The organism is Streptomyces sp. NBC_00513, from assembly GCF_041431415.1.
In the GTDB taxonomy this organism is placed as follows: Bacteria; Actinomycetota; Actinomycetes; order Streptomycetales; family Streptomycetaceae; genus Streptomyces.
The window spans coordinates 1-23,372 of the sequence record NZ_CP107846.1 but is presented as its reverse complement, the minus strand read 5'-3'; the positions used below and the strand labels follow the sequence as shown (position 1 = coordinate 23,372).

18 protein-coding genes and 1 pseudogene are annotated in these 23,372 nt (G+C 69.1%); 14 read left to right on the top strand and 5 right to left on the bottom strand.

Features of this window, described 5'->3' with window-relative positions; genetic code table 11:
* The first annotated feature begins 548 nt into the window (after positions 1 to 548).
* The 5 genes and pseudogenes from OHA84_RS37410 to lexA form a co-directional block, all read left to right on the top strand.
* Positions 549 to 1,571 (top strand): hypothetical protein, encoded by a 1,023-nt coding sequence (locus tag OHA84_RS37410; RefSeq protein WP_371591627.1) that lies wholly within the window; start codon positions 549 to 551, stop codon positions 1,569 to 1,571.
* Positions 1,572 to 2,043: 472 nt separating this feature from the next.
* Positions 2,044 to 2,751 (top strand): hypothetical protein, encoded by a 708-nt coding sequence (locus tag OHA84_RS37405; protein ID WP_266976382.1) that lies wholly within the window; start codon positions 2,044 to 2,046, stop codon positions 2,749 to 2,751.
* Positions 2,748 to 4,718 (top strand): hypothetical protein, encoded by a 1,971-nt coding sequence (locus OHA84_RS37400; protein ID WP_266976384.1) that lies wholly within the window; start codon positions 2,748 to 2,750, stop codon positions 4,716 to 4,718. The genes OHA84_RS37405 and OHA84_RS37400 overlap by 4 nt, the downstream gene beginning before the upstream one ends.
* A 48-nt stretch (positions 4,719 to 4,766) precedes the next feature.
* Positions 4,767 to 6,863: a hypothetical protein gene (locus OHA84_RS37395; RefSeq protein WP_266976386.1), complete on the top strand. Its 2,097-nt coding sequence runs from the start codon at positions 4,767 to 4,769 to the stop codon at positions 6,861 to 6,863.
* 188 nt (positions 6,864 to 7,051) lie between these two features.
* Positions 7,052 to 7,519 (top strand): annotated as a pseudogene (gene lexA, locus OHA84_RS37390) (transcriptional repressor LexA); the annotation flags it as partial.
* A gap of 137 nt (positions 7,520 to 7,656) precedes the next feature.
* Here the strand turns inward: lexA and OHA84_RS37385 are convergent.
* Positions 7,657 to 9,294, bottom strand: a complete 1,638-nt coding sequence (locus tag OHA84_RS37385) for a hypothetical protein (protein ID WP_266976388.1) — start codon at positions 9,292 to 9,294, stop codon at positions 7,657 to 7,659.
* Positions 9,295 to 9,594: 300 nt separating this feature from the next.
* Between OHA84_RS37385 and OHA84_RS37380 the strand changes: the two genes are divergently transcribed.
* On the top strand, positions 9,595 to 11,091 hold the full coding sequence (locus tag OHA84_RS37380; protein WP_266976390.1) for a hypothetical protein: 1,497 nt from the start codon (positions 9,595 to 9,597) through the stop codon (positions 11,089 to 11,091).
* Between the two features lie 39 nt (positions 11,092 to 11,130).
* Here the strand turns inward: OHA84_RS37380 and OHA84_RS37375 are convergent, their stop codons facing one another.
* The 3 genes from OHA84_RS37375 to OHA84_RS37365 form a co-directional block, all read right to left on the bottom strand.
* Positions 11,131 to 11,433 carry a hypothetical protein gene (locus tag OHA84_RS37375; protein WP_266976392.1) on the bottom strand — a complete coding sequence of 101 codons (303 nt, stop codon included), beginning with the start codon at positions 11,431 to 11,433 and terminating at the stop codon, positions 11,131 to 11,133.
* A 96-nt stretch (positions 11,434 to 11,529) separates the two neighbouring features.
* Positions 11,530 to 11,688, bottom strand: coding sequence for a hypothetical protein (locus tag OHA84_RS37370; RefSeq protein WP_266976394.1), 159 nt, complete (start codon positions 11,686 to 11,688; stop codon positions 11,530 to 11,532).
* Positions 11,689 to 11,760: 72 nt separating this feature from the next.
* Positions 11,761 to 12,618, bottom strand: a complete 858-nt coding sequence (locus OHA84_RS37365) for a hypothetical protein (protein WP_266976396.1) — start codon at positions 12,616 to 12,618, stop codon at positions 11,761 to 11,763.
* Between the two features lie 354 nt (positions 12,619 to 12,972).
* Between OHA84_RS37365 and OHA84_RS37360 the strand changes: the two genes are divergently transcribed.
* From OHA84_RS37360 to OHA84_RS37340, 5 genes are all read left to right on the top strand, one after another.
* Positions 12,973 to 14,274 (top strand): DNA polymerase III subunit beta, encoded by a 1,302-nt coding sequence (locus OHA84_RS37360; protein ID WP_266976398.1) that lies wholly within the window; start codon positions 12,973 to 12,975, stop codon positions 14,272 to 14,274.
* Positions 14,275 to 14,612: 338 nt separating this feature from the next.
* The gene (locus OHA84_RS37355; RefSeq protein WP_266976400.1) at positions 14,613 to 15,023 is read left to right on the top strand and encodes a hypothetical protein; all 411 of its coding nucleotides are present in this window, start codon (positions 14,613 to 14,615) and stop codon (positions 15,021 to 15,023) included.
* Positions 15,024 to 15,635: 612 nt separating this feature from the next.
* Positions 15,636 to 17,045 carry a hypothetical protein gene (locus OHA84_RS37350; RefSeq protein ID WP_266976416.1) on the top strand — a complete coding sequence of 470 codons (1,410 nt, stop codon included), beginning with the start codon at positions 15,636 to 15,638 and terminating at the stop codon, positions 17,043 to 17,045.
* Between the two features lie 203 nt (positions 17,046 to 17,248).
* A complete protein-coding gene (locus tag OHA84_RS37345; RefSeq protein ID WP_266976402.1) occupies positions 17,249 to 17,575 on the top strand; it encodes a hypothetical protein in 327 nt (108 codons plus the stop codon).
* 171 nt (positions 17,576 to 17,746) lie between these two features.
* Positions 17,747 to 18,682 carry a hypothetical protein gene (locus OHA84_RS37340; protein WP_266976404.1) on the top strand — a complete coding sequence of 312 codons (936 nt, stop codon included), beginning with the start codon at positions 17,747 to 17,749 and terminating at the stop codon, positions 18,680 to 18,682.
* 121 nt (positions 18,683 to 18,803) lie between these two features.
* Here OHA84_RS37340 and OHA84_RS37335 read toward each other — a convergent pair whose 3' ends face one another.
* A complete protein-coding gene (locus OHA84_RS37335; RefSeq protein WP_371591626.1) occupies positions 18,804 to 19,109 on the bottom strand; it encodes a hypothetical protein in 306 nt (101 codons plus the stop codon).
* Between the two features lie 320 nt (positions 19,110 to 19,429).
* Between OHA84_RS37335 and OHA84_RS37330 the strand changes: the two genes are divergently transcribed.
* The 3 genes from OHA84_RS37330 to OHA84_RS37320 all read left to right on the top strand — a co-directional run bounded on the left by OHA84_RS37330 (position 19,430) and on the right by OHA84_RS37320 (position 22,465).
* Positions 19,430 to 19,834: a hypothetical protein gene (locus OHA84_RS37330; RefSeq protein ID WP_266976408.1), complete on the top strand. Its 405-nt coding sequence runs from the start codon at positions 19,430 to 19,432 to the stop codon at positions 19,832 to 19,834.
* Positions 19,835 to 20,275: 441 nt separating this feature from the next.
* Positions 20,276 to 21,082: a hypothetical protein gene (locus OHA84_RS37325; protein ID WP_266976410.1), complete on the top strand. Its 807-nt coding sequence runs from the start codon at positions 20,276 to 20,278 to the stop codon at positions 21,080 to 21,082.
* A 378-nt stretch (positions 21,083 to 21,460) separates the two neighbouring features.
* A complete protein-coding gene (locus OHA84_RS37320; protein ID WP_266976102.1) occupies positions 21,461 to 22,465 on the top strand; it encodes a DUF932 domain-containing protein in 1,005 nt (334 codons plus the stop codon).
* Positions 22,466 to 23,372: the final 907 nt, after the last annotated feature.

The following is a 23,372-nucleotide window of genomic DNA, read 5'->3' as shown; positions in this document are numbered from 1 at the left end:
ACTCCGCTGTCCAGGTTGTCGCCTTGTCCGCCATGGCGCCGGGAACGCGGCCGTGACCTGAGCTGAAAGGGGCGACATCCGAGCTCTCATCCCGGCCGCGGCGGCACTGAGCCTTGGCCGCTGTGACGGCCCCGGCCGCCATAGTGGCCAAGGCTCAGCTGCGCTACCAGTGCTCCAGTAGTACCCGGTCCATCGACGACGCCGTGTACAGCGGTCCGTGGCCCGCTCCCGGCCCCGGGCCGCCTTGCCGGAGCGCGCCCTCTTCGGAGCGGCTCTCTCTCCTCGCGCGCTGCCCGGGCACCTGGGGAGGCGGCCCTGTCGCCGGTGTCCGTGGGACCCCTGGCCCGCTCAACACTGGCCTGCAGGGCCTCCATTTTGGCCTCGACGCGGCCGCACATGTCCTCATGTGCTCGGCCACGGTCTGGGTGTCAGTGGAGCCTCGTATGGTCATTCCATGATCGACGGGTGGAAGGTGCCTGTGGTCAGGGCGTGTGGAGGGTGTCGGGGTGGCGTGGGGGCGTAGGGAGTTGGTGGAGCGGCCGCGGTGGGTGCTGGATCCGCTGGCCGGTGTGGGGCCGGTCCGGTTCGGGATGAGCCAGAGCGAGGTGGAGGCCGTGCTTGCCTTCCCGGAGCTCAGTGGTAGACGGGGGTCGGGCGGCGGCGGGTTCTGTACGCGGTACCGGGGCGAGTGGGAGGGGATGACGTTGATCCACGGCCATGACGGGCTGCTGGCCGCGGTTGCGGTGGACGCCCTGCGCGGCCCGCGCGTATGGGTCGACGACGTCGAGTTGGTCGATCGGGTGCCGTCCCGGGTACGAGAGGACATTCACCGCCTCGCCGGCGAGCGGGGCGTGGAGATTCGGGTGAACTTCAGCGGCGACCCGGAGGTTCCGGCGTGGGGGGTGTCGATGGGTACCGAGGCTGACTGCGGCCCGGACGGTACGCGCAGGGACGGGCTGGTGACGTCGGCGCTGCTCTGCGGGCCGGGCATCGCCGAGGACCCTTACGAGTCCGCGCCGGTCATTCACTGGCGCGACGTCGACAGCAGTATCCCGCCCCGCAGCCCGGGCGTGTGGCCGGTGATCCGCGACGAGGAGCGGCCGCAGTGGGAGTGGACGCCGATGAAGCAGGTCGGGCCGCTCGTCTTCGGGATGAGCCCGCACGAGGTCGCCGCCGTCCTGGGCGAGCAGCCTGCCCACCGGGAAGGCGCGTTCCCGTTCTGGTTCTGGAAGAAGTCCGGCGTGTGGGACCTGAGGACCGATCATTTCCCGGGGGCCGGGGTCAGCGCCCACTACGGAGGGCCGGTGCCCCTGCTCGGCGGCGTCACCGTCCACGGGCGGACCGGGCCTCAGCTCCATTACTGGGGGATCGCGCTCACCGGCATCCCGCCGACCGCGCTGGACGCCGCGATCATCCAGTACGCCGAGGACACCCCGGATGCCTGGCTGAGGTTCTCCTCCAGCGGCGCCGCGGCCCCGGCCGACGTCCAGCTGTCGATCGGCATCGCCCGGACCGGTGATACCTGCGTCAGCGAGCCCAGCTTCTACCAGGCGGACTGGGAGATGCTTTAATCCGGGCGCCAGTTCGTGGCCCGCACAGAGACGCGAGGCGTACGCGAACGATCAGGGCCAGCCAGCCTCCCTGGTCGCAGGGGCCGGCCCGCTCGAACCGGAGCAAGGCCGTCCAGGACCCGGCGGAGTGGCTGCCGCCGGCCCTGGACGCGCTGTTCAGGTACGGCGCCGAGCGGACCGCGACCAAGCTCCGCTGGGGTCTCTCGGTGGACGAGACAGAGCGGGACCGGCTGCTGGACATCGCGGCTGGCTGCGGCGGTACCGACGTGGAGTTCACCCCTGCCCCGTAGGGCAGGGCTGGCCGAAGGGCCGCCTCACCTTGCCGGTGTTGCGGCCCTTCGGCCCTTTTGCCTGCGGAGCCCAGGTTCAGGGAACGCCCTCGGTGACCTCTCACTCAGGCGCACCCTGGGTGTTGGCCGTCTTGTCAGGGAAACCCCCACGTCGGGTAGCGGATCATCGTTAGGATCGCTCGATGGAGAACGACCTTGCCTCATCCGTCCCGGATGCTCCCGTCACCAGCCGGGAGCAGGACGCGGTGCGCCTCCTGCTGTTGATCAGCGGCGCCAGCCAGAAGCCCACAGACCTCGACCTCGCTGACCCCGGTCTCGGCAAAGCAGTTGGGGTGGTCCGTACCCAGGTTCGCCTGCAGAAGTTGGACTTCTGGCTGAGGAACCCCGACTACCTGGCCGATGAGCTGCTCACTGACTACGAGACGAGCAAGGAGCCGGCCCTGCTGGAGCTCGCGGGTCAGATCCTGGACTCCGAGGAACCCGAGGTCCGCCGGTATCCCATGCTGCGCCACCATTTCGGCGCCTACGAGCCTCTCGACGACGCGCTCGCGGTGCTGCGCAGCAGCGGTCTGGTCGTGCGACGCCGGCGGGGGACCGTCAACCACGTGCGCCAGCACGACTACTACCTGACCCAGCACGGCGACCAGGTCGCCCAGCGCGTGGTGAGTGAGGCACCGGTGTTCTCCTACTACGTCGAGCGGGTCGCCCTGGTGGTCGCCCTGGCTGACGGACTGGGCGGCACCGCACTGAAGAAGCGGCAGTATCTGCAGCGCGAGTACGCCGAAGCGGCACGCGGCACGCGCATCGGATCGGTGAGCATCCGGGCCAGGGCCCGACTTGAGGTACTGCGCGCGCAGAGTGCCACCAACGACAACGAGGGGGAGTCGTGAACGAAGCCGAGGAGCCTCTTGCGGCCCGGATCGCTCGGCAGGCCAGGAGCAGCGAGGTCGACGTCCGCGACGTCTTCGCCACCTACGGGCTGCCTCTGACCCTGACTCCCGCCCGCCCGCGGTCACTGCGCCTGTACCGGATGCGCATGGTCGGCCTGCGCACCGGGTCCCTTGAGCCGGGCTCGTTCGACACCACGTTCCGCTTCGACGCCGGCCTGACGGCACTGGTCGCTTCCAATCTGCGGGGCAAGACCAGCGTCCTGGAACTGATCACCTGGTGCCTGCGCGGAACCCCGCGTGACCTCCAGTCGGGGGTCCGGAACTGGATTCGCCACCTGGACCTCGACATCGTCGTGGCCGGCCAGCCCCTCGGCTTCCGCCTGGACTGCATCGACGGCGAGATTGTCCGCGCACAGGTACTGACCGGCCCCGACATAGGCTCGCTAGAAACGGCTCGCACTCCCGACGACACGGGCCAGATCACCGCTCTCATCACCGCCGGCAGCGCCGAGAGCTATGCCCAGCACATCCAGGCCTTCATGCTCGACCGCCTCGACCTGCAGCCCCTGCTCAACACACTCAACGAGACGGGCACCCAGGCCCACGGATGGCCCGCCTACTACGGCGCGATCTACCTGCCCGCCGGCGGCGACAAGGTGCTGCTCGGCGACCAGATGATGGGTGGCCTGCCCGGCCGCCTGCTCCAGGTCTTCCTCGACCTCCCGGCCGCCGCGACCCTGACCCGCGTACGCGCCGCGCATGACGTCAGGAGCTCCACCGCCAAGCGTCGCAACGCCGACGCCCACGGCGCTTTCCAGCAGCGCCGCGAGGAACGCGAACGCAAGGAGAGCGAGCTGCGCGAGGCCCGCGCCCGACTGGCCGCGCTGCCGGGCCCCGGCGAGGACGAATCCCTGACTTCCCTGGCCGCCGAAGCGGCACGACGGGCACGCGAGGTGGCCGACGCCCAGGAGACTTGGGAAGGCCTGATGCGCGTGCACCGGCGCGCGGTGGAACACCGGCGCCGCGAGGAACGTCTGCTGAACGACGTGAGTGAGAGCCTCACCGCCCGGCTCCTTTTCCATGGCCTGGACCCGCAGGCCTGCCCCCGCTGCGACCAGGAGATCGCCGAAGACAGGCGTCTGCAGGAACGCGACCACCACGCCTGCGCCATCTGCGCCCGGCCGGTCACCGGCGAGGACGACAACCCGCAGGAGGTCCAGGACGAGGCACGACTGCGCCTGGAGCAGGCGCAGGAAGCCGAGGCTACCTCCCGTCAGGCGCTGGAAGCCGCCGAGGCCGAACTCGCCCGGCTCACCGACCTGCTTGCAGCCGGCCAAACACGCCTGCGCGAGGCCCAGTCCGTCCTTCTGCTTCCCCAGCGAATCCAGGCCCAAGAAGCGATCCTGCGCCTGGAAGGAGCGCTGTCCGTTCTCCCCGATCTGCCGGAGAACACCGGCGACCCGTACGAGAGCACGATCGTCAACGTCCTCAAGGCCGGCGTTGCCGTCCTGGACAGCGACAGCAAGTCCGCTGCCGAGCGACTGTTCGAGGACGTCAACAAGGAGATCGCCGACCTCGGACGCCGCTTCGGCATCACCTCCCTGGAAAAGGTGGAGATCAACCGCGCCGCCCAGCTGAAGGTCATCAAGGACGGCGGAGTCGCCGACTACTTCAGCAAGCTGTCCGCGGGCGAGCGGCTGCGCCTGCGTATCGCCGTGGTCATCGCGCTGCTGCGGGTCGGAGCGGCACATGGCCTGTCCACCCACCCGGGCCTGCTGCTGATCGACAGCCCCAAGGCCGAGGAAATCCAGGACCTCGACGCCCACAGCCTGGTCACGGAACTGGCGAAACTGGCTGACGAGAACAGCTTGCAGGTGCTGATCACCACCGCCGACTTCACCCTTGCCAACGGGGTACTGCCCAAGGACCGTATCGTCGAGGTAGCCGAGGGCCGCCCCATGTGGTGAACACAGCTTCTCACCCCACAAAACACGATCAGGACAGGAGAGGGCGGCATGGGTCTGGCCGAGCAGCTCAGCGCCCTGGCCGAACAAGGCCGGGAGATCACGTTCGCTGGTCTCGGTATGCCCGCCGATGCCGTCCGTGCCGAGATGGAAACGGTCGCGGCAGGCCCCTACGCCCCCCTGCTGGCCGAAGCGGTCACCCACGCATTCGACCACGCCGAAGCCGACTGGCACGACATCGCAGGTACATTCCCCGGCGGATTCGCCCACCAGTCCAGCTTCCTGCACACCACCGCGACCCTCGAAACACTCCTCGCCAGCGCCTCCGCCACACAGCAGCTCGCCAGAACCCTCAATGCAGCACTCCTCAACGACTTCAACGCGGTGACAGGCACCCAGCCGCTGCTCGCCGCAGCCCGCCTGGAAGGCGCGGTCCGCCTCGCGGTAGCCAAATCGGTCAACCCCTACCAGGTCTGGGGAATCCTGGAGGAACTCGAACAGAGCGACACTCCAGAAGACCTCACCGAACGCCTGCCTCGCATCATCGGCCTGGGATTGGACAGCTGGTCCAGCCACGAGCAAGCCATCACCGCCACCCTGCGCTCCTACCTCGAACGCCTCTCCAACGACGAAGCCAGCGACATCGACGCCTTCGTCGAACTGGGATACGACCGGCTGCGCATCGCGCTCACCTCCCGCACCGTGGCCGACGTCATCGACCACCTTCAGGCCGCCCACACCTGGTTCACCACAGCAGACGCCGCCGAGGAAGCCCGCCACGACGCCCGCGCCTATGCCGCCGTGTGCGACGCCCTCCTCGCGTTCACCGCCGGCCAGAGCACCAGACTCAACGAAGCCGCCGACCGGCTCGCGGCCACCCTCGACCAGCGGCACGCCTGGAGCTGGGGCATGCACCAACCCGCCTGGCTGCAACCGCAGAAGGCCGCCGAAGTCGCGTGGGAACACCTCGTACTACAGCTGAAACATGCTGCCGAATACCTGCAGGACGCCGTCTGGATGGAACCCTGGGGAGCACTCGACCACGTCCTGACCGCCTACCAGGCAGCCCGCACCGTCTGCCCTGTCGGCTCAGCGGAACACGGAATGTCCCTCCTCGTCGAACCCGCCATCGAAGACACCTTCCTGCGCCAGCAGTCTCTCCTCGCCCAGCTCCGCCGCGCTGTCAACGAACCGGATACCCACCCCACCACGGGCTTCGACCAGGAGACCGCGTCCAAACTCTTGACCCGCGTGGAACAGCAACTGACGGCACGGCCCTCGGGCCGGCGGGAGCACGGAAGCCCCGCGGGCGCCGGCGCCGAGGAACCGCCCGGTGAAGAGGAGACCGAACGCGCCCACCGACTGGCCCCCGCGGCAGTAAAAGCACTCGGACGTGACTTCACCGCCCGACTCGCCCGCAGAAGCACCGACGACGACCTGAAGGCGATCGACGACCTGGCCTATCACGCAGACCTCACCCGGCTACACAACTCCGACCCCGTCGTGGTGCCGCTGCTCAACCGTCTCCTGCACGGCCTGGAAGCCTTCCCCGACTTCGTCGGAGAGACCCGGCGGACCTTCACCGTCCTGGTCGGCCAGACCGTCCACTTCCTCAGGGCCGCAGCCGACCTGGACACCGCCACTGCCTTCGGCGAGGGGCGGACCGGCCCGGACGGTAAACGCATCAAGTTCCGTGACTACCGGCGGCGCTTCGACAAAGCCGACGGCGACCTGGTCCCCGTCGAAGGAGACCTGCAGCAGCACTTCTACACCTGGCTCCTCAGCGGCCAGATTGGCCACCTGGTTCAGGTCGAAGCAGTCAACCGGGCCCTTGGACGGGCCGACATCCTCGTCCACTTCGGATCCCGCCAGTACCTGACCGAGATCAAGAAGAACCACACCAGCAACGACCGGGCCTACCTGGAGAAGCGATACATGGCCCAAGCCGCCGAATACACCAACACCACCGCCCCCTTTGGCCAGCTGCTCGTACTGGACCTCACCGAGAAGAAGAAGGCTGGCACCCTCCGTGTCGACGAGATGACCTGGCTGGCCAAGCACCGTCCGCCGAACGCCCAGATCGACCGCGCGGTCGTGGCAGCCGTCGTCACCGGCAACCGCTACACCCCCAGCGATTTCTCGGCGTAGCAACCAAGCCAAGCCGGTTGCGCAGCCACACAGGGCACACGCGCGCCCCGGCGGGGGCACCGTCCGGCTGGCTTTTCTCACCACCAGCCGTCAGATCGGCACGCCCTGTTATCGAAAAGGTGTTCCGTGCCAGGTGGGATGCGGGTTGCTGTCCCTGCACGCAAGATCCCTTCAGGGGGGAGCACCACATGCACGTCGCCGAATCCGAAGCCCGCCCTGGGCGTCCGCCCGGTGTCACCAGCCCGGGCCCGGACGGACTCACCACCCGCCAGGCCGCCATCGTCGCCTTCATTGAGCGGACCGTCGCCCGCAAGGGCTATCCGCCCTCGATGAGGGAGATTGGCGAAGGCGTCCACCTCCGGAGCACCTCCTCCGTCGCGCATCAGCTCATGGTGTTGGAAAAGAAGGGCGCGCTCTACCGGGACCCGCACCGCCCCCGTGCCTACCGCGTCCGGCGCAGCCGAGCCAGCGACCAGTTCGGCACGGTTCCGGAGGCCGTCCAGGTTCCGCTCGTCGGCCGCATCGCCGCTGGCGCGCCGATCCTCGCCGATGAAGTCGTCGAAGATGTCCTGCCGCTGCCGCGGCACCTCGTCGGCGAGGGCGAACTGTTCGCGCTGAAGGTCGTCGGCGACAGCATGATCGACGCCGCCGTCTGCGGGCTGGCGGACGCGGCACGGCCACCCGACGCCTCAAGTCGACAGTTCGCGTGCGGTCCGTGCCTGACAGACACGGACCGCAGTCAGGTGTTGCGTTGAAGAATGTGAGGACCGTGGGATCCGCGTCACCGTCTACCTCACTCGAACGCTGCTTCGAGTCGTTCGAGGAACTCGCCGAACGTCTCATCGAAGTCACGTTGCTCGCGCGTCAGGATCCTGGTCACGACGTTCCACCTCTGTGTGTTGTCGCCGCACAGCTTGAAGAAGGCTTCTGCCGCCAGGGCATGCTCGTAGTCGCTGAGAACGATGCGGGCACGGATCTGCGCCACCAGGTCGTCTGTGCGGTGCCGGGAGTTGATGACCGTGTATTCGACCTGGTCGAAGAACGCCCCGCGGTGGTCCTTCACTGCGTCGAGCCAGGTCTGCATGACCGCAGCGGGGTCGTCGTGACCGTCGAGTTCCTCGTCGCTCAGGAGTCGGGGCACCGGGTCGGCCTTCTCCGGGCTGATGGTCGCCGCGTGGCTGGCTGCCGCCTCCTTGAGCCAGGCCGGAACGTCGGCGTCGGCGACGAGCCATCGCACCTCGACGGAGTGGAGCTCCTCCAGTACCTCAAGGGCCAGCCGGCGATCAAGGTGAGGGTTTCCGGCGAGGGCGGCGAGGGCGCTGATGCGGTGGTCGTTGTTGAGCAACCGCCTCGGGGGTACTGGTTCATCCCCGTCAAAGGCCGAGCGCCTTTCAACCGCGGTCGGCTCGGCCAGCCCGATGACGGCCGCCCAGACCTTGGCGAGGTCCTTGCCGCTGGCGCTGGTGAGCGCCAGGGCGTGGGCCAGGGAGGTCACTTCATGGTCATGAAGGCGCCGCAGTGAAGTCGCGTGCAGGAGCCGGCCGCGCCCCAGACATTCGGCGCTCGCCGCGTGGAGGTGTTCCGCGGCGATCTCTCGCAGCCGAGGATGCCTGTGGACGCGGTCGCTGATGTGCCGCAGCCGTGTGCGCTGGCTGGACTGCGGCTTGGCCAGGTCTGCCCACTCGCTCAGGGGCACGGCCGCCCCGCACGCGGCGAGGACGTCATCGGTGAGCTTCGCGGTGTCCACATGATCCAGAAGGGTGTGCTGGACGGTCGTGCCGTGCTTGGGGTCCTTCACCAGGTCAGGCCAGCGCTCCGGACACCTTTCCAGGATCAGAGCGAGGATCCCGTAGGCGGGCCATCGTGCGGGTCCCCCGTACCGGTTAGCCGTCTCCCGCGTGCGATCGATGACGAAGCCCTCCAGTTGGGCGGTGAAACAGGTCAGCGCGCGCAGCAGGATCGCGTCGAACAGGAAGCCGGGCACCGACGGCAGCTCGTAGGACTCCTCCGGGTGGGGGCTCCCGGCGGCCAGCAGGATCCCCATGAGTTCCTGGACATCGGCGCCCTCCACGAGTTCGGTGACCACGTCACGATGCCGGTCGTGTCGAGCGAGAGCCGCCACCAGCTCGGCTTCGACCGCATGGTGGCGACGTACCGCGGTGACGTCGCGCCCGCCCACCAGGCCCTGGCGAACCAGCTTGGGGATCTCACTGCGCGACTGTGCGATCAACCGGTCTCGAAGGCCCTGCTCCTCAACCCTGCGGAACAAGGCCGGCAGGGCCCGAGTGAACTCCGTCTCCTGCCAACCGGGATCGAAGCCCTCGGGGCCGGGCACCAACCCCTCCACCACCGCCTCGAACGCGGCCTGCGGCAGATCCTCCCGTTGAGCCAGTTGAACCCACATCCGGTACTCCGACTTGTTCACCGCCATGCTTGCCCTCCCCGACAGTCCCGCACTGGGACAGCACGGTATGCCGTGCATGCCCGATGCGGGCGGTCATTGGAAAATGCCCGGCGACCCCCCGGCCAGGCGCCGGGGAACCGCGTGCCCGTATCTGGACAGCCGCGCCCGCTACCGCCGACACAGGGTTCCTTTTGGGCTGGTTGCTTCTCGGCCAAAGCGGGTGGAGAACAGGGCAGGAGCTGCAGAACTGGCCATAGAGGCCTCCAGGGCGCCTCATGATCGGCCGGGAGCCATCACGGCTCGCGCGGAACGGTGAGGAGCAGCGGCATGGCCGTGAGCAGCATCTATCTGACCAAGCTCGAAGTGCAGCGCATGCTGGGCGTGAACGCGTTCGGCATGTGGCGACTGGCTCGGAAGTACGAAAAGTTTCCGAAACCCGACCAGAAGGCGCGCCGCCCGGTCAACCAGGACTCCGAGGAAGTGTGGGCCGGCACCCAGGTCTATTCGTGGGCCGCCGCGACCGATGAGTTCGCGCACCGCGGCGCCCTCCTGCTGCGCCCACTGCCACAGGAGCCGGCACCGGGTCGATGGGCCGGATACAGGGACACACCCCACGGACCCGCCATGGACTGGGACACCGGCCTCGGCACCATCCGCATCCTGCACAGCACCGAACACGAGGCCGCTACCGAAGCCGCCAGCGCCCTCGCCCGCAGTGGCAACAAGGACGGCATCGCCACGGTCTGCGCGCTGTTCGGCGACGTCGGATTCCGCGGGCCTGCCCTGGTCGCCGCGGACACCGCGCACCCGGCGATCGAATACGAGGCGAGTTGGGGTGACGTCGGGGAACTCGTCGGTCAGGTACTTCCCTGGTGGCCCGGCCTGCTGCGCCAATCCACGCTGATTCGGGAGTGGAGGCCCGGCGCCGCGCCGACAGAAGTCGAGGTACTGGCCAACGACGACGAGCGAATCCTCCGTCGGACCGCAGCCAACCCAAATCTCGACGTGACCTCGCGGGCGGCCGCGACGGACATGGCCAACACCATCCGGAACGAGCGAACCCAGCACGCGGCTCTCGAAGTGCGGATCTTCTGCAAGGAGGGCTACGGGGAGACCCCCAACCAGGTCGTTGCAGGCGCGGTGCCCGATACCCGACGCCACCCGCTGCCCGTAGTGGAAGACCGGGAACTCATGCGTCCCGGGTGGCAGAAGGTCGCCCTGCGCACGGACTCCGACGCCGTCGCGGCCCTTGAGATCGCCCTCGGCCGTGAACCAGACCTGCTGCCCTTCGGCGCCGTCACAGACGTTCCGGTAACACCGGGCACTGTAAGTTCCCGGTGGACCCAACGTCTGACGATGTGCGACCCCACCGCCGCCCACGCGGTACTCGCCAGCGGAGCGAAAGCCGAGGCCTTCCTCATCGACCCGCTGACCGACATGCCCGTACTCCGTACCACCGCCGAAGACGGCACGCCCGTCTTGCGGTTCTACGCCCCGTTGTCCCTACCCGGCGGGGCCGAACTCACCAAGATCGTCTTGCACCACACGGTGTGGGTGGTCACCAGCGACGGCCACACCCATCCCGCCCCGTGCGCACCGACAGAGCACCTGTGGTGGGGAGACGGCTGGGGAGATCGCCCCAGCGAGGCCGCCTCCGTCGTCAACCAACTCCTGGACCGGCTCGACACCACCCTCCATCTGGACGAGCACTGGAAAGCCCCCAAGGGCCTGATCGACCTCTTCAACGAGAACCACGACGAGGGCGCCGAACTCAGCCGCGCCACCCTCCTGCAAGCCCGCATGACCCCACCACGTGCACGCTGACCGTCTCTCCGGCGCGTGGATGACCAGGAGGGCGGCGGGTCAGGTTCGGGCGACACCGTAGCCGGTGTCGTTGAGGGCGGCCGTCCAGACCTCGCGGTTGAACCACTTGGTGATGTCGGGTTGCATCGCGGTGACGGTGTCCATCCGGGCTTGCCAGTCGGTGCCGGTGGGCCGCTTGTCCTGGCAGCCGGTGCAGCCGTCCTCGCCGTGGATGTGGCCGGCCATCCAGGCGTTGACGGCGACGTTGACGATGACGTTGTACAGGTCGCCGCCGCTTTCCTCCAGGGCGTCAGGCACGCTCCCGAGGATGAGGGCCAGTTCCGGGTTGTCGATCGGCGGCATCGGCGCGCGCCCGACATCTCCGGGCGTGCTGTCGGCCTCGGCCGTCTGCCGCTGCTGGGCGATGCTGGCCGCGAGGCCGGCCGGGTCGAAGTACCGTCAGGCGGAGCGTTCCTGGATTCCGAGCTGGGTGGCGACGGCGCGGATGTTCCGCTCGATGGTGTCGGCGACCGTGCCCGACCGGACGGTCACCCCTCGGTGGGCCAACTGGGCCAGAGTCTCGGCGACCGCTTCCCTGAACGCCTTGGGGTTCCTCATGGACGCCATTTTTCAGGAACGCGCACGGCGTTGGCGAGTTGAGGCCCGGATAGTCCCGCTTCAGGGGTGCGGTCAGCCACCGTCGGGACGCCTGGCGGGCCACGTCTCGGTGAACGCCCGGAGCCGGCCTCGTTGGCGTTCCTCCTGCGCGATGCGGGCGTCGAGCACGGACTGATCGACATAGGGAGCGACGGCGGCGAGGACCAGGCGCTGGAGCTCCGCGGGATCGAGCGCCTCGACCTCCCACTGCACGGGTTGGTCGACGTCGAGTCCATACCGTTGGGCGAAACCCGCCCACCGAGGGTCTCCTGCCTTCCCCGCGGCTGCGGGCAGCTCGTAGTCGCGGACCTGGTCGTGCGTCAGCAGGACGCGTTCCACGTGGCTCCAGCAGGCCGTGCGGGCCACCCAATCCCGCTCGATGTCGGCTCCCGAGGCGTCGAAGTCCCCGACGTAGAGCAGCACGGCCGGCCGCTCGTCCCGGGCCGTGCGCTCGCGTACGACCTGGACGTAGCTCTGGCTGCCGAAGCCGCGGACGACCAGCACGGGGATGCCCGGGCGCTCCAGCCAGCCCCGCAGCTGGGCCCTCAAGGTGTCCTTCTCGCAGGCCAGGTAGAGGGCGGTCGCCTGGCCTGCGGTCCGATCCAGGGCGAACCAGTCGGGAGCCGCCCGGAGGAAGGCGCCGGCGTCCGGCCACGCCGGTGGTACGTGCACCTCGCGCAGCGGGTCGATGAGGTCGGGGAACCGCTCCTCGCGGCGAGCCTGGGCGAGGCGGGCGGACAGGCGCCGGTACGCGGGCGCGGTGTGCGGGATCAGCCCTTCGACGACGAGTCGGTAGTACGCCTGGCGGAGAGTGCAGCCGCCGACCTCGTCGTAGCCGGTGACGATGTCGGCGGCACGGGCCACGATCCGCGGCCACTGGAGTCGAGTCACACCGGTACATGTACCCTTCGGCCGGCCCGAGGACGTGCTGCGGCCCACGGACACGCGGATGGCCCCCAACGCCGCAATGCCACACCATCACCGTTGAGCCGGCCCGCGTCCGGGTCTCCGCGTCGCCGGGCCGTGCGGCCGCACGGTGCAGCAGTGCCGATCTCGGCGACGAGTGCACCCCAGGGCGCGCGCTGCGGTCCCGCCGCTGACAGGCCGGTCTCCGGGGCGGTTTGGGGCAAAGAATGGGGTCCGATCAGCCCCGATAGTGATTCACGAGTGGTATAGTTGTCTTGTTGGTCGACGGTGGCAGTCGGTCAACAAGCCGAATCCGTATCTCACTCCCCAGGGAGAGCTATGACCACGTCCAACACGCAGGTCGCTACCTCCGACACCGCGAAGAAGGAGGAAAAGCAGCCCGTAAAGCCGACGGCCCACTTCGCCGGAACTCACGCGGAAATCATTGGAGCCCTGAATTTCGCAGAATTCGGAATTGCGCCGAAGGCGCAGCCGCCCGCGCAGCGCGGTGTGCTGATCGAGACCGGCCGGGACCGGATCGTCTTCAGCGCCTACGACTTCGACATCGCCGTGTCGGTCACGGTTCCGGCGGCGACACCGCCTGAGACGGGCTCCTCGCTGGTCGACTTCACGGAGCTGAAAAGGACGCTCACGGCCATGGTCGCCGGGGAGACCAAGGCGGTCGCGGCCCGGACCCGCGTGTCGCTGGCCGGAGATCTACTGGCCACCGAGCACCTCACGGTGCCCGTCACCACGTACGACGTCCACGAGTACGCGCGCCCGCTGGATGCCGTGCCCGCCATGGCCACCATGGACGCGCAGGTCTTCCTTCGCCAGCTGAACCGAGTCCTGCCCGCAGCGGGCCGCGACGACACGCTGCCAGCGCTCACCGGCATCCAGATCACGCTGGACGGCGGCACGCTCACTATGGCCACCACGGACCGCTACCGCTTCGCCGTCGCGGAAGTCCCCGTCACCGCCACCGCGCAGCCGCCGGCGAAGCCGCTGAACGGGCTCATCCCGGCCGCCACCCTTTCCGCCCTGGCCAAGTGCCTGAAGTCCCACGACGGGCCTGTGGGGATCGGCATCCTCGAAGACACCCGCGCCGCCGGGGACGTCACAGCCGACCGCCCCGTCCCGCGTGCCACGCTGTCTCTGGGCGCAGCCACCATCACCATCCGCTCGATGGACGCCAGCTTCCCCAAGTACGCGAAGCTGTTTCCCGAGACGTCCGAAACGGCCGTCCGGCTGGACCGCGCCACGACCGTACGGGCGACGAAGAAGTGCCAGGCGATCCTGACCGCGAAGGGGCTCAAGAACGCCCCCGTGGTGTTCTCCTGGGACGCCGGCGGAAACCTCACGCTCGCCCCGGTCCTGGCCGAAGACGCGGCCCGAGCCAAGGGCATGCCCCTCCCGATGACCGTCACCGGCGGCATTGGCGAGAACCTGAACGGCGGCCTCGCAGCGTTCAACCCCTCCTTCCTGCTCGACACGCTCAACGCGTTCACCGGCGACACCGTCACGCTGCATTTGGGCCCGATGAAGGACGGGCATCTCAGCAAGCCCGGGCTCTTCACCGAGGGCCCCGAGATGACCGGCCAGGACTACAAGCACCTGTTGATGCACGTCCGACTGGTCTGAACAAACCTGTGGGGGTGGGGCCAACGGGACCCACCCCCCCCGCACCCCCTCCGGCGGGGAGTGGCACCCCGCCGGGTCCGAAGACACACCACACGGGAGGTACCCCAATGGCCTGGATGCTCGACTGGAGAGGAACCCCGATCATCCGCGGGTCTCACGTCCTCTTCCCCCGGAAGTGGGGACGCAGCGCCCACTCGACAGAGATGGCCGAAGGCGTCGTCCAGCGCCTTACCCCAACCGGCCGGATCACTGTTGACGTCCTTCGCTCCTCCCGCCCGCGAGAGGGCGGCGGAACCGCCCGCACCCGCTACGCCGTCCCGGCGCACAGCGTGACGGTCGTGCCTGATGCAGCCGGCCTCCGTACCGGAGGCGGACCGGGCAATGTCGAGCCGGGCCCCACGCCCGAGACGCTCTCCTCGACCTCGCCCGTCGAGCTCCTGACCGTCGACGGAACGGACTACGGGCCCTACCCCGGGCAACCCGTGGCGGCGACGCGATCCCCCTACGACACCTATCTGTTCACGGGCGAGACCGCCCGGCACATCGTCGACGACCTGCACCGGGACGACTGCGGCCTCAGCGCTGCATTCGAGGACGACGGAACGCTCACGTTCACGTGGGACGCGACGTACCGGGACGAGCCCGGCGTCGAGAGCGTCACGCCGGACGCCCACGGCCGCTACGCGATCGGAGGACTCTGGCCGTGGGACAACTGGACCGAGGCCGACGGGACGCCGTCTCGGACCTGACCAAGTACCACCCGACCCGGCGCGGGCCTGCGTCACCCGTGAGGGTCTGCCCGTCCCGCACGCCGACGCGCCCGCCCCGGCACCGCCCCGGCCCCGCCCCGGCCCCGCCCCGGCACCGCCCCGGCCCCGCCCCGGCACCGCCCCGGCACCGCCCCGGCACCGCCCCGGCACCGCCCCGGCCCCGTCCCGGGGCGGTGCCGGGCGCGGCCGCGAACCTGGGACGCGCCCTCAACTCGCGCACGCTGGCACGTGCATCAGGCACTCCGCCCGGACCTGACAGTGATCGGCATCCAGCCGGTCCTTCTGTCAATGCCGGCACACCGGACGCCAGCAGCCCGACCAGGCCCCACGGTGCCTACTAACCGGCCTCCGGCCAAGCTCGGCGCCAACGCCTTGCCAGGCGCCCCGACGAGGTCGAAGCCGACGCACACCGGAGCGCCCGACCCGCCCCCGGCTTCACCCCCAAGAGTGAATTCGCCCCCTCGCGTACGCGGGCGGGGATCTGGCGGTGCACGCCCAACTGCCGGACAAGCATGGGCCATTGACAACAAAAGGGATCTTTCGCAATCTTTCGGGCGTGGCTCCAGACGGGGGCCCGGAGAGGAGCTCGTGATGGGCAAGCAGCGGGAGTTCTACGACGAGCAGGCGGCGGCCGGGAGGCTCGGAGTCCCATTGGCCGCCTGGCGGTGGGCGGCAGGGTCCGGACTGGTCCCGCCGGCCGACGCGGGCCCGGGGCAGTGGTCGCGGTCCGCGGTCGACGCGGTGGACACGGAAGGTGTCCGCGCGGCGCTGCGCGGGCCGATGGGCGCAGGGCAGGCGGCGGACCGGCTGACCGAGGCCCTGGGCGAACCGCTGCCGCGGTGCCGGACGCGGGTGACCGCCGCAGCGGTCGGACACCTGGTCAAGGCGGGCCTGCTGGTCTGGCTCGGAGGGGAAGCGACGTGCCCCGACGTCCACCCAGACCAGGTGGCCGCCCTCGCCCGCCGCCGCGACCTGCCGGCGGTGCTCGACCGCCACGTCCCCCTGGGCCCGGACCAGGCCGCGGTCCGGCTCGGCGTGCGCAGGGTCGACTTCGATCAAATCGTCCGTCTCGGGTGGATTTCCCAGGTCAGCTCCGTGACGATCGACTACAAGTCCCACGGCGGCTGGACCATGGTCGCCCTGTACTCGGGGGTTGATCTGGCGCTGCTTCCCGTCCTTCGGCCCGGAGTCGACTGGGAAGCGCTGCGCACGGTGGCCTCGGGCCGCCGCTCGCCGCTCGCGCGCCTCACACCGGTCACGCCGGGGCGGGACGTGGTGCTGCTGGCGGAAGTGGCGAGGATCGCCCGAGTGGGCCGCGCGGCGGTGGTGAACTGGCGCCGGAGGCATTCCGACTTCCCGGACCCGGTGGGCGGGACGGACGTGCACCCGGAATTCGACCGCCGCGCCATGGCCGCCTGGCTCCTCGACCACGACAAGATCGACATCCCCTCGCAGACGCCGCCGGCCATGATGCTCCTCGACGGCGCCGAAGGTCCGACCCGGCTCCGCCTCGACGGCCCGCGGCTGCTCCTGGCGGACAACGCCGAGGAAGAGGACCAGCTGTCGGGCTGGACCACCGACGCCGACGCCGACGCGCTAGCCGAGCTGACGGCCGGAACGTTCGGAGCGTCACTGCGCCGGCTGATCGTGCCGGGCGCGGATCCACTGGCGGTACCCGGCGAGGTGCGGGTGATCGACCGGTTCAGGAGCGGATCGGGCGGGCTGAAGGTGACCCTGGCGTGGCCAGCCGCCCTCCGGGGTGCCGCCTCGGACAGGCAGGCGGGCGGAGTGGTTCGCCACGGGCTGGCGTACGCGGGATCGGGAGAGGCCTGCGCGTGCAAGCGCCACGCCTGCGGCGGCGTCGTCCCCGTCCCCTGGTGTGAAGAGCACGGCGCGTCTGTCGAGCCGGTCATGGAATGGCACCCGGGCGGTGGAATCCGCTGCGCAGACCTGGCTCGTAGCCGGAGCGCTGCCGCCGCCGGTGCCCCGTCCGGGGTCTGATCAGGCTGGGGCGGGGGCCCGGCGGACGAGCCGGGCCCCGCCTGGGCAGCGGGGCTCCGGCGGTGCGGACACCAGCAACTTCAGCCGCCCAGAAGGTGCAAACCAAGCCTCGAAAGTGAAAGTGATATGTGCATGGTATAGTTATCTCAATGATCGGTGGTGGCAGCCGACCAAACCCGAAGACACGATCGAGAGGATCTCAGATGACCATGGCGACGACGGATCGTTACGACCCCGCACCCGGCACCGAGTACCCGTTCTCCATCTCGGACATCGCACGCCAGGCGGTCAAGCTCCTCGGTGACGACTGGCATGCCGAGTCCGGCTACTGGGGCGTGACCGGCGAGATCACCACCCAGGACGGTGCCCGGTTCATCGTCGGCGTGGACCACGAGGGAGACCTCTACGTCCACGCGGACAAGCACGCCGAGCCGACCTTCCTCTTCGAGTACTTCGACGGCATCAGCGCCTCGGACGGCGTGGAGGAAGTCACCAAGCGCGTCGTCGCGGTGATCAGCGACATCGCCTGACGCGCGTCCCTCAGCCGGTGTTGACGGCACAGTCTGGCAAGCGCTGCAGCACTCCCCCGGCCGATGGGTCCGGGAGAGTGCTGCTGCGCTAGGCCTTGGTCGAAGCGGACAAGGTGGAGCTCGTCCGGACAACCGGCTGGGCCAGGGCGACAGGTCGGGAATGATCGGGGCATGACCGATGACCTCCCCGACGGTCCGGCCCCCGAGCCAGCGCCGCGCGACCACCGCCAGGACGATCTCAGTACGTTGGCGGCTGCGCGCCAGCGCACCGTGGACGAGCACATGTTCACCGCGCCCGGGCTGCCGGGGACGTTCCGACTGCAGTTGTTCACTGCCCCCGGGGCGCGCTCCGTTGCCGTAGTCACCCAGCACGCCGGTGAGGGAATGAGCCTGATGAACGGCGCGGAGAGATTCGCGGCCGCGGTGTGGGAGCGGCACTGCCCCGAGGAGGCCCTCCCGCCGGTGTGGGTGGAGCGCCAGCTGTGGCGGGAGGGATCGATCCAGGAGACCCGCTTCCGACGGGTGGTGTTCGCCGAGGCCAGCCGCTACCGGTTGCGCCGCCCACGGTGGTCTGCAATCACTGAGGAGCAGCTCGACGCCCTGGTTGGGGGCGCGGTCGAGACCGGCCGCGGCGCCAGCTACGTGCCGCGCCTCGCCGAGCCCGACCCGCAGATGCTGTTCGAGGAGTTCGCGGTGACCTGCCTTGCTCGCCCCCGCCCGTTCCGCGAGCCCCACTGCATGCCGGCCGGGGTGCCCTGGTGGCGGCGCTGGGTGCGGCAGGTAGTGCCGCGGGATACCACCCGTACGTGCTGCTGGTACCACGGCGGAGACTGGCACCGGGTCAACGCGATGGCGCTGCAGGTGCTCCGCGATGCCCGCGCGCAGTCCGTGGGAGCCGAGGACGTGCAGGAGTTCGCCGTGGCGTACGCAGCATCGGTCGGCGCTACCGACTGGGAGACCGATGCCCTGGCCACCCTGTTCAGCACGTGGGACGCGATCCAGCCCGACAGCGAAGGGGGCTACATCAACGGGCAACACCGCTCCCAGGCCATGCTGGAGGCGGGCGTACGCCGCACCGTCGTCCTGCGCCACGTCTATGAGGCGTAGCCCCGCTTAGGGCGCCAGTCCGCGGCTATTCCGCGCGGCGCCGGCCGACTGACCCCGGCACTGTGCCTGCCGGGGTCAGGGCGGAGGGACATGTGATGCCTGCGCCGGGGGGCGTGATCGCTTATGCGTCGGTGCTCTCGCCGGGGGTCGGTGTCTCCGTGGTTTGGGGCGCTGGCTTGGCGGCGGCGCGGCGGGCGTGCCACTTGTCGTAGAGCACGGTCCCGGCCACGCCGGCGCCGGTGAGGGCGGCGCCAATGATGACGCCCTGCCCACGGTAGAAGTACCGCAGCGCGACGGGGCCGCCCCGCTTGCCGGCTTCTTTGGCGAGTTCCGCGTAGACCCACGTCATGGTCTGCCTCAGTTCGTGTCGCTCGGTCGGGACGGCTCGATGATCGCAGGACGGCGGCAGGCGGGTGGAACAGTTCACGACTTCCGTCCGTCACACGGTGTGGACGCCTCCGCCATCGAGGGTGCGCGCAGCCGGGATGCCGGGCGGACGCCGTAGCCGCCGCCCTGGGCGTGGTAGCTGCGGGCCGCTGGGGGATGAGTCGAGTGCGGCGCGGGCCCCTCACCCGCGCGGAATGGGTGAGCGCCCTACTCGCCGGCGGATCGGCCAGCCTGGGCAGCATCGTGACTGGCCTCTTCGTCTGGCGCGGGCCACGGGGAGGCTGCCAGGGCTGGCCACGTCGGCTAACGGATGTCTCAGAACGCCAGCGCATGGCGGGCGACGTACGGCACGGTTTGACTATGACGACGCTGCCGTTCGTGCTCACCACCTCAGGTAAGTGGGTTCAGCTGGAAAGCGACCCACTTGCCCCCTTTCGGCACCTCGACGACTGGGACGAGGAAGTCAAAAACGCGGGCTACGACAGGTGGGGCGGCCTTGGTCGTCGTGACGACAATCCTCTGTGGCTGGAGATCTACCGTCTGCGCACCGATAAGGAAGGCAGTGCACCCTGCTTCCTCGTCGTCCTGTCGAATAGCGGCTACTACGAAGTGCTGTACGCCGAGAGCGCGCCTGCGCTGATGGAGCTCCAGTCCCGATGGGCACCAGCGATTCAGGCGGCTGCCGTGGCCGACCTTCTCGGAAGGCTCGACGACAGCAGTTCGAAACACGGATTTGCCGGACTGGTGCGGAAGGCATTGACGTAGCGCTCACTCAACGCTGACGGCTGACGGCCGGCGGCCGAGCACAGGCGCGGCTGGTCGAGCTGCGGCTGGAAGCTGGTTGAGTTCTATGCCAAGCCGCTCAACGCCGCCGAGATCTTCAACGCGTACTGCATGGACGTGAGGACGGGTGAGGTGATCGCTCCGGAGTGGGGCGTGGAGTACGCGGCTGCGCCTCGCCTGAAGGTCTGATCTGCGGCTCTGGGGTGCGGGCGGAACGGCCCGCACCCGGATGGGTAGGGCCGGGCCCCCGGGGGCGGACGTCGGTAGCCCGGCCTACTCTTTGTCGCCGGGCTCCTGCTGCAAGTTGCGGACGGCCTCTGCGATCTGCTCATGTAAGGTTCCGGCGCGGGGCTGGTTGTAACAGGTCAGTACCAGCAACCCAGTCAGTCCAACACACGGCGCCCCTGCCTCGCATGATGCGGCATGCAACCAGAAGCGATAGCCGCGTTCGTGGCATCGGGCGCGGCGGTCCTCGGCGTCCCGGCGGCACTGATCGTCGGGTTACGGCAAGCCCGCGCCGCCCACCACGCGGCCGAAGTCGCTGCCCGGACCACACGACACCAGTGGCGCGACAACAACCAACGCCAAGCCGCCGTCGACTTTGTCCTGGCGGTGGAGGAGCAGCTGGAGACCATCCGGGCCGTGCGCATTGCTCAAGAGCCCTTCGACCTGGAGGCCGTCAAGCAGCTGCGCCGCAATCTGGAGAAGGCCCTGTCCATCGTGAGGATCGAAGGACCGCCGGCCCTTGCCGACCACGCGACCGCGGTACGCGTGGCCCTGAACAGCGCCACGCTCGATGTGATGGGCGCCCACCGCCGGGACGTTCCAAGGATGATCCTGCGTCAGGCCGCGTACGAGGGGAATCAGACCGCGAAGGAAGTCCTGTCCCGGGTCGGCTCCAGGCGCCGGCCGCCTGACTTCACGCTGTGGGAGGCCTTGCGGGAAACCGGGCTGCTCACCCGACAACAACAGAGCTCGTTTGCTCGTCGGGCGCGGACAGGGTCCCGAGGACGCAGTTTCAGCTTCGGCGACGCGTACGTGGGGATCCGCAGTGAGCTGGCAGGGTTTATCGAAGCGGTTCGAGAACATCTGGACGCTGCACCAGCGCCGAGAGCGACCGCTTGCCCCGCCTTGCCCGCTCTCGCACTGCCCGGCGCCGCGGTGCGTCCGGATGATCCGTCGGTGGACGGGTCACCCAGGGGAGGCCCGGGAGCTGATCGCCAAGGCTGAGCTCCCTCCGTACGTGACTTGGGCGGTCGGGGAGGGCGCGGCTCGTGAGCTGATCGTGGCAGCACGCAGGCCAGGGGGCGCGGGTTGCTGTTTGCGACCTTCCGGCGCGACCCGGTTCCTCGACTGCCCGTCTTCCCTTTGGGGAGGCGGGCAGTCGGCGTGCGCGCTCGCGGCGTTTCTGTGCGTCCGGCCTATGGCTGGCCGTGGGGCTGCCCTGAGGTAGCGGCCCTTGAAGGTCAGGCGTCCCACTCCGTGGGTGGAGGTGCTGGGGGCTCTGCCAACGACCTCGGTTGTGATGCATGCATGGTATAGTTGTTTTGTTGGTCGGTGGTGGCAGCCGGCGGACATCCGGAGACACGTTTCTGTGGGGAGAGTTTGATGGCGCATCTGATTGAGCAGTTCGGTGATGGTACGGCGGCGTTCGTGAGCGCGCAGAAGAGTGCCTGGCATCGGTTGGGCACGGTGACGACGGAGGCGTTGACGGCCGAGGACGCGATGCGTTTGGCCGCGCTGGACCGCTGGAACGTTCGTCTGGTCGGCCTGCACGCGACCGAGCTGACGGCCGAGGGCGCGGCGTTGCTGGAGGTGCCGAACCATCGGGCGAGCGTCCGTACCCACCCGAAGACGGGGCGCGCCGAGACGCTGGGTGTGGTGGGCCCGGACTATGTGCCGGTGCAGAACGAGGAGCACGCGGAGTTTCTGAATTACCTGGTCGACGAGTCCGGCGCTCACTTCGAGACGGCGGGCTCGCTGCGCGGCGGCCGTCAGGTCTTTCTGACCATGAAGCTGCCCCAGTCGATGACGATCGGCCGGAGCGACGAGGTGGACCTCTACATCGCCGCGTTCAACTCGCACGACGGTTCCAGCGCGTTCCGGATCGTCGTCACCCCGGTGAGGGTGGTGTGCGCCAATACCCTGCGGGCCGGTCTCCGCAGTGCGAAGAGCAGCTATACGGTCCGCCACACCTCCGGCGCCCGCGGCCGCATCGCCCAGGCCCGCCAGGCTCTGGGACTCACCTTCAAGTACGCCGAGGAGTTCGAGAAGGCCGCCCAGCGGATGTTGGACGCGGAGATGACCACCCCCATGCTCCGATCGGTTGTGGAGCAGCTGTGGCCTGTCGCCAACGGCGACAGCACCCGGAAGAAGAACAACCAGCTCACCCGCTGGAACACGATCCGGAACCTGTTCGAGAACGCGGACACCCAGGCGGGCATCCGGGGAACAGCGTGGGCGGGCTACAACGCCATCACCGAGTACGCCAACCACGTCGCCCCGGCACGTGGTGCCAACTCGGAACTGAAGAGCGCCGCTCGCGCGGAGCGCGTGATCACGGGGACCGCTGACGACGTGATGGAGCGGGCCTTCCGCCTCGCGGCCGTCTAGTTCGACTTACGGGGAGCAGCCCGGAAGGCTGCTCCCCACCCCCTGCCAGGCTGAGGATTCCCTGAGGGCCTGCCCGGCCGGCTGGCGGTGCCGGAAGTGGGCCGGGGGTGGGGTGTTTTGACGGTGTGATAGCTGTGTGGGGGAGGCCCGGAAGGGCCTCTTCTTCTTTTCCGGGGTGGTGTTCTATTCGATTCCCGGGGAGGTCTGCTTTCCCGTACGCACTCCCTGACGTGCCATCAGATTCGGAGAGTGTGACGGTCCGTCCGTGAGGCGTAGGGATGTCGAAACGGAGCCGAACGCGGCGAAGAGATGGAATACAAAGCCCGCTGATTCGGCCGTAAGGCCGCCCTGGAATTCGAGCACGCCCCGGCCCTCGTGAACCCGGAAGCCCGTAAGGGCGGCCCACCCCGGACACGGCGCCCAGAAGGGCGCTGAAACCCCCTCAGGAAACGACACCACCACCCCCGCCGCCGAACACTCCCACCCCACCCAGAGGCACCCACCCACACCTCCTCCCGCCCCCACGGGCCCCGACGGGGGCCCACACCCCCCACCAACCCCCCAACCAGCCACCACACAGGACACCAACCCCCAGACCCTAGCCACACCCCCACAACGAAACACCCCCACATCCCCAAAGCCCCGAAGGGGCCCACACGACCCGCCGACAGGCGGGCCCCACCCCACAACCAACACCCCACCAATTCCCGCAACGCGGGAATACGAAAAGCCTGAAAGGCTTTCAAAACCCACCAATCAAGAATTGCCGAAAGGCAATACAAACCCGCCCAACAAAACCCCCGAAGGGGGTTGACGCAAACCACCCCGAATCCCCCGAAGGGGGATTCGAGCAGAATTCCGCCGAAAGGCGGAATTCTTTAGGAATTCCGAAAGGAATTCCCTGAAA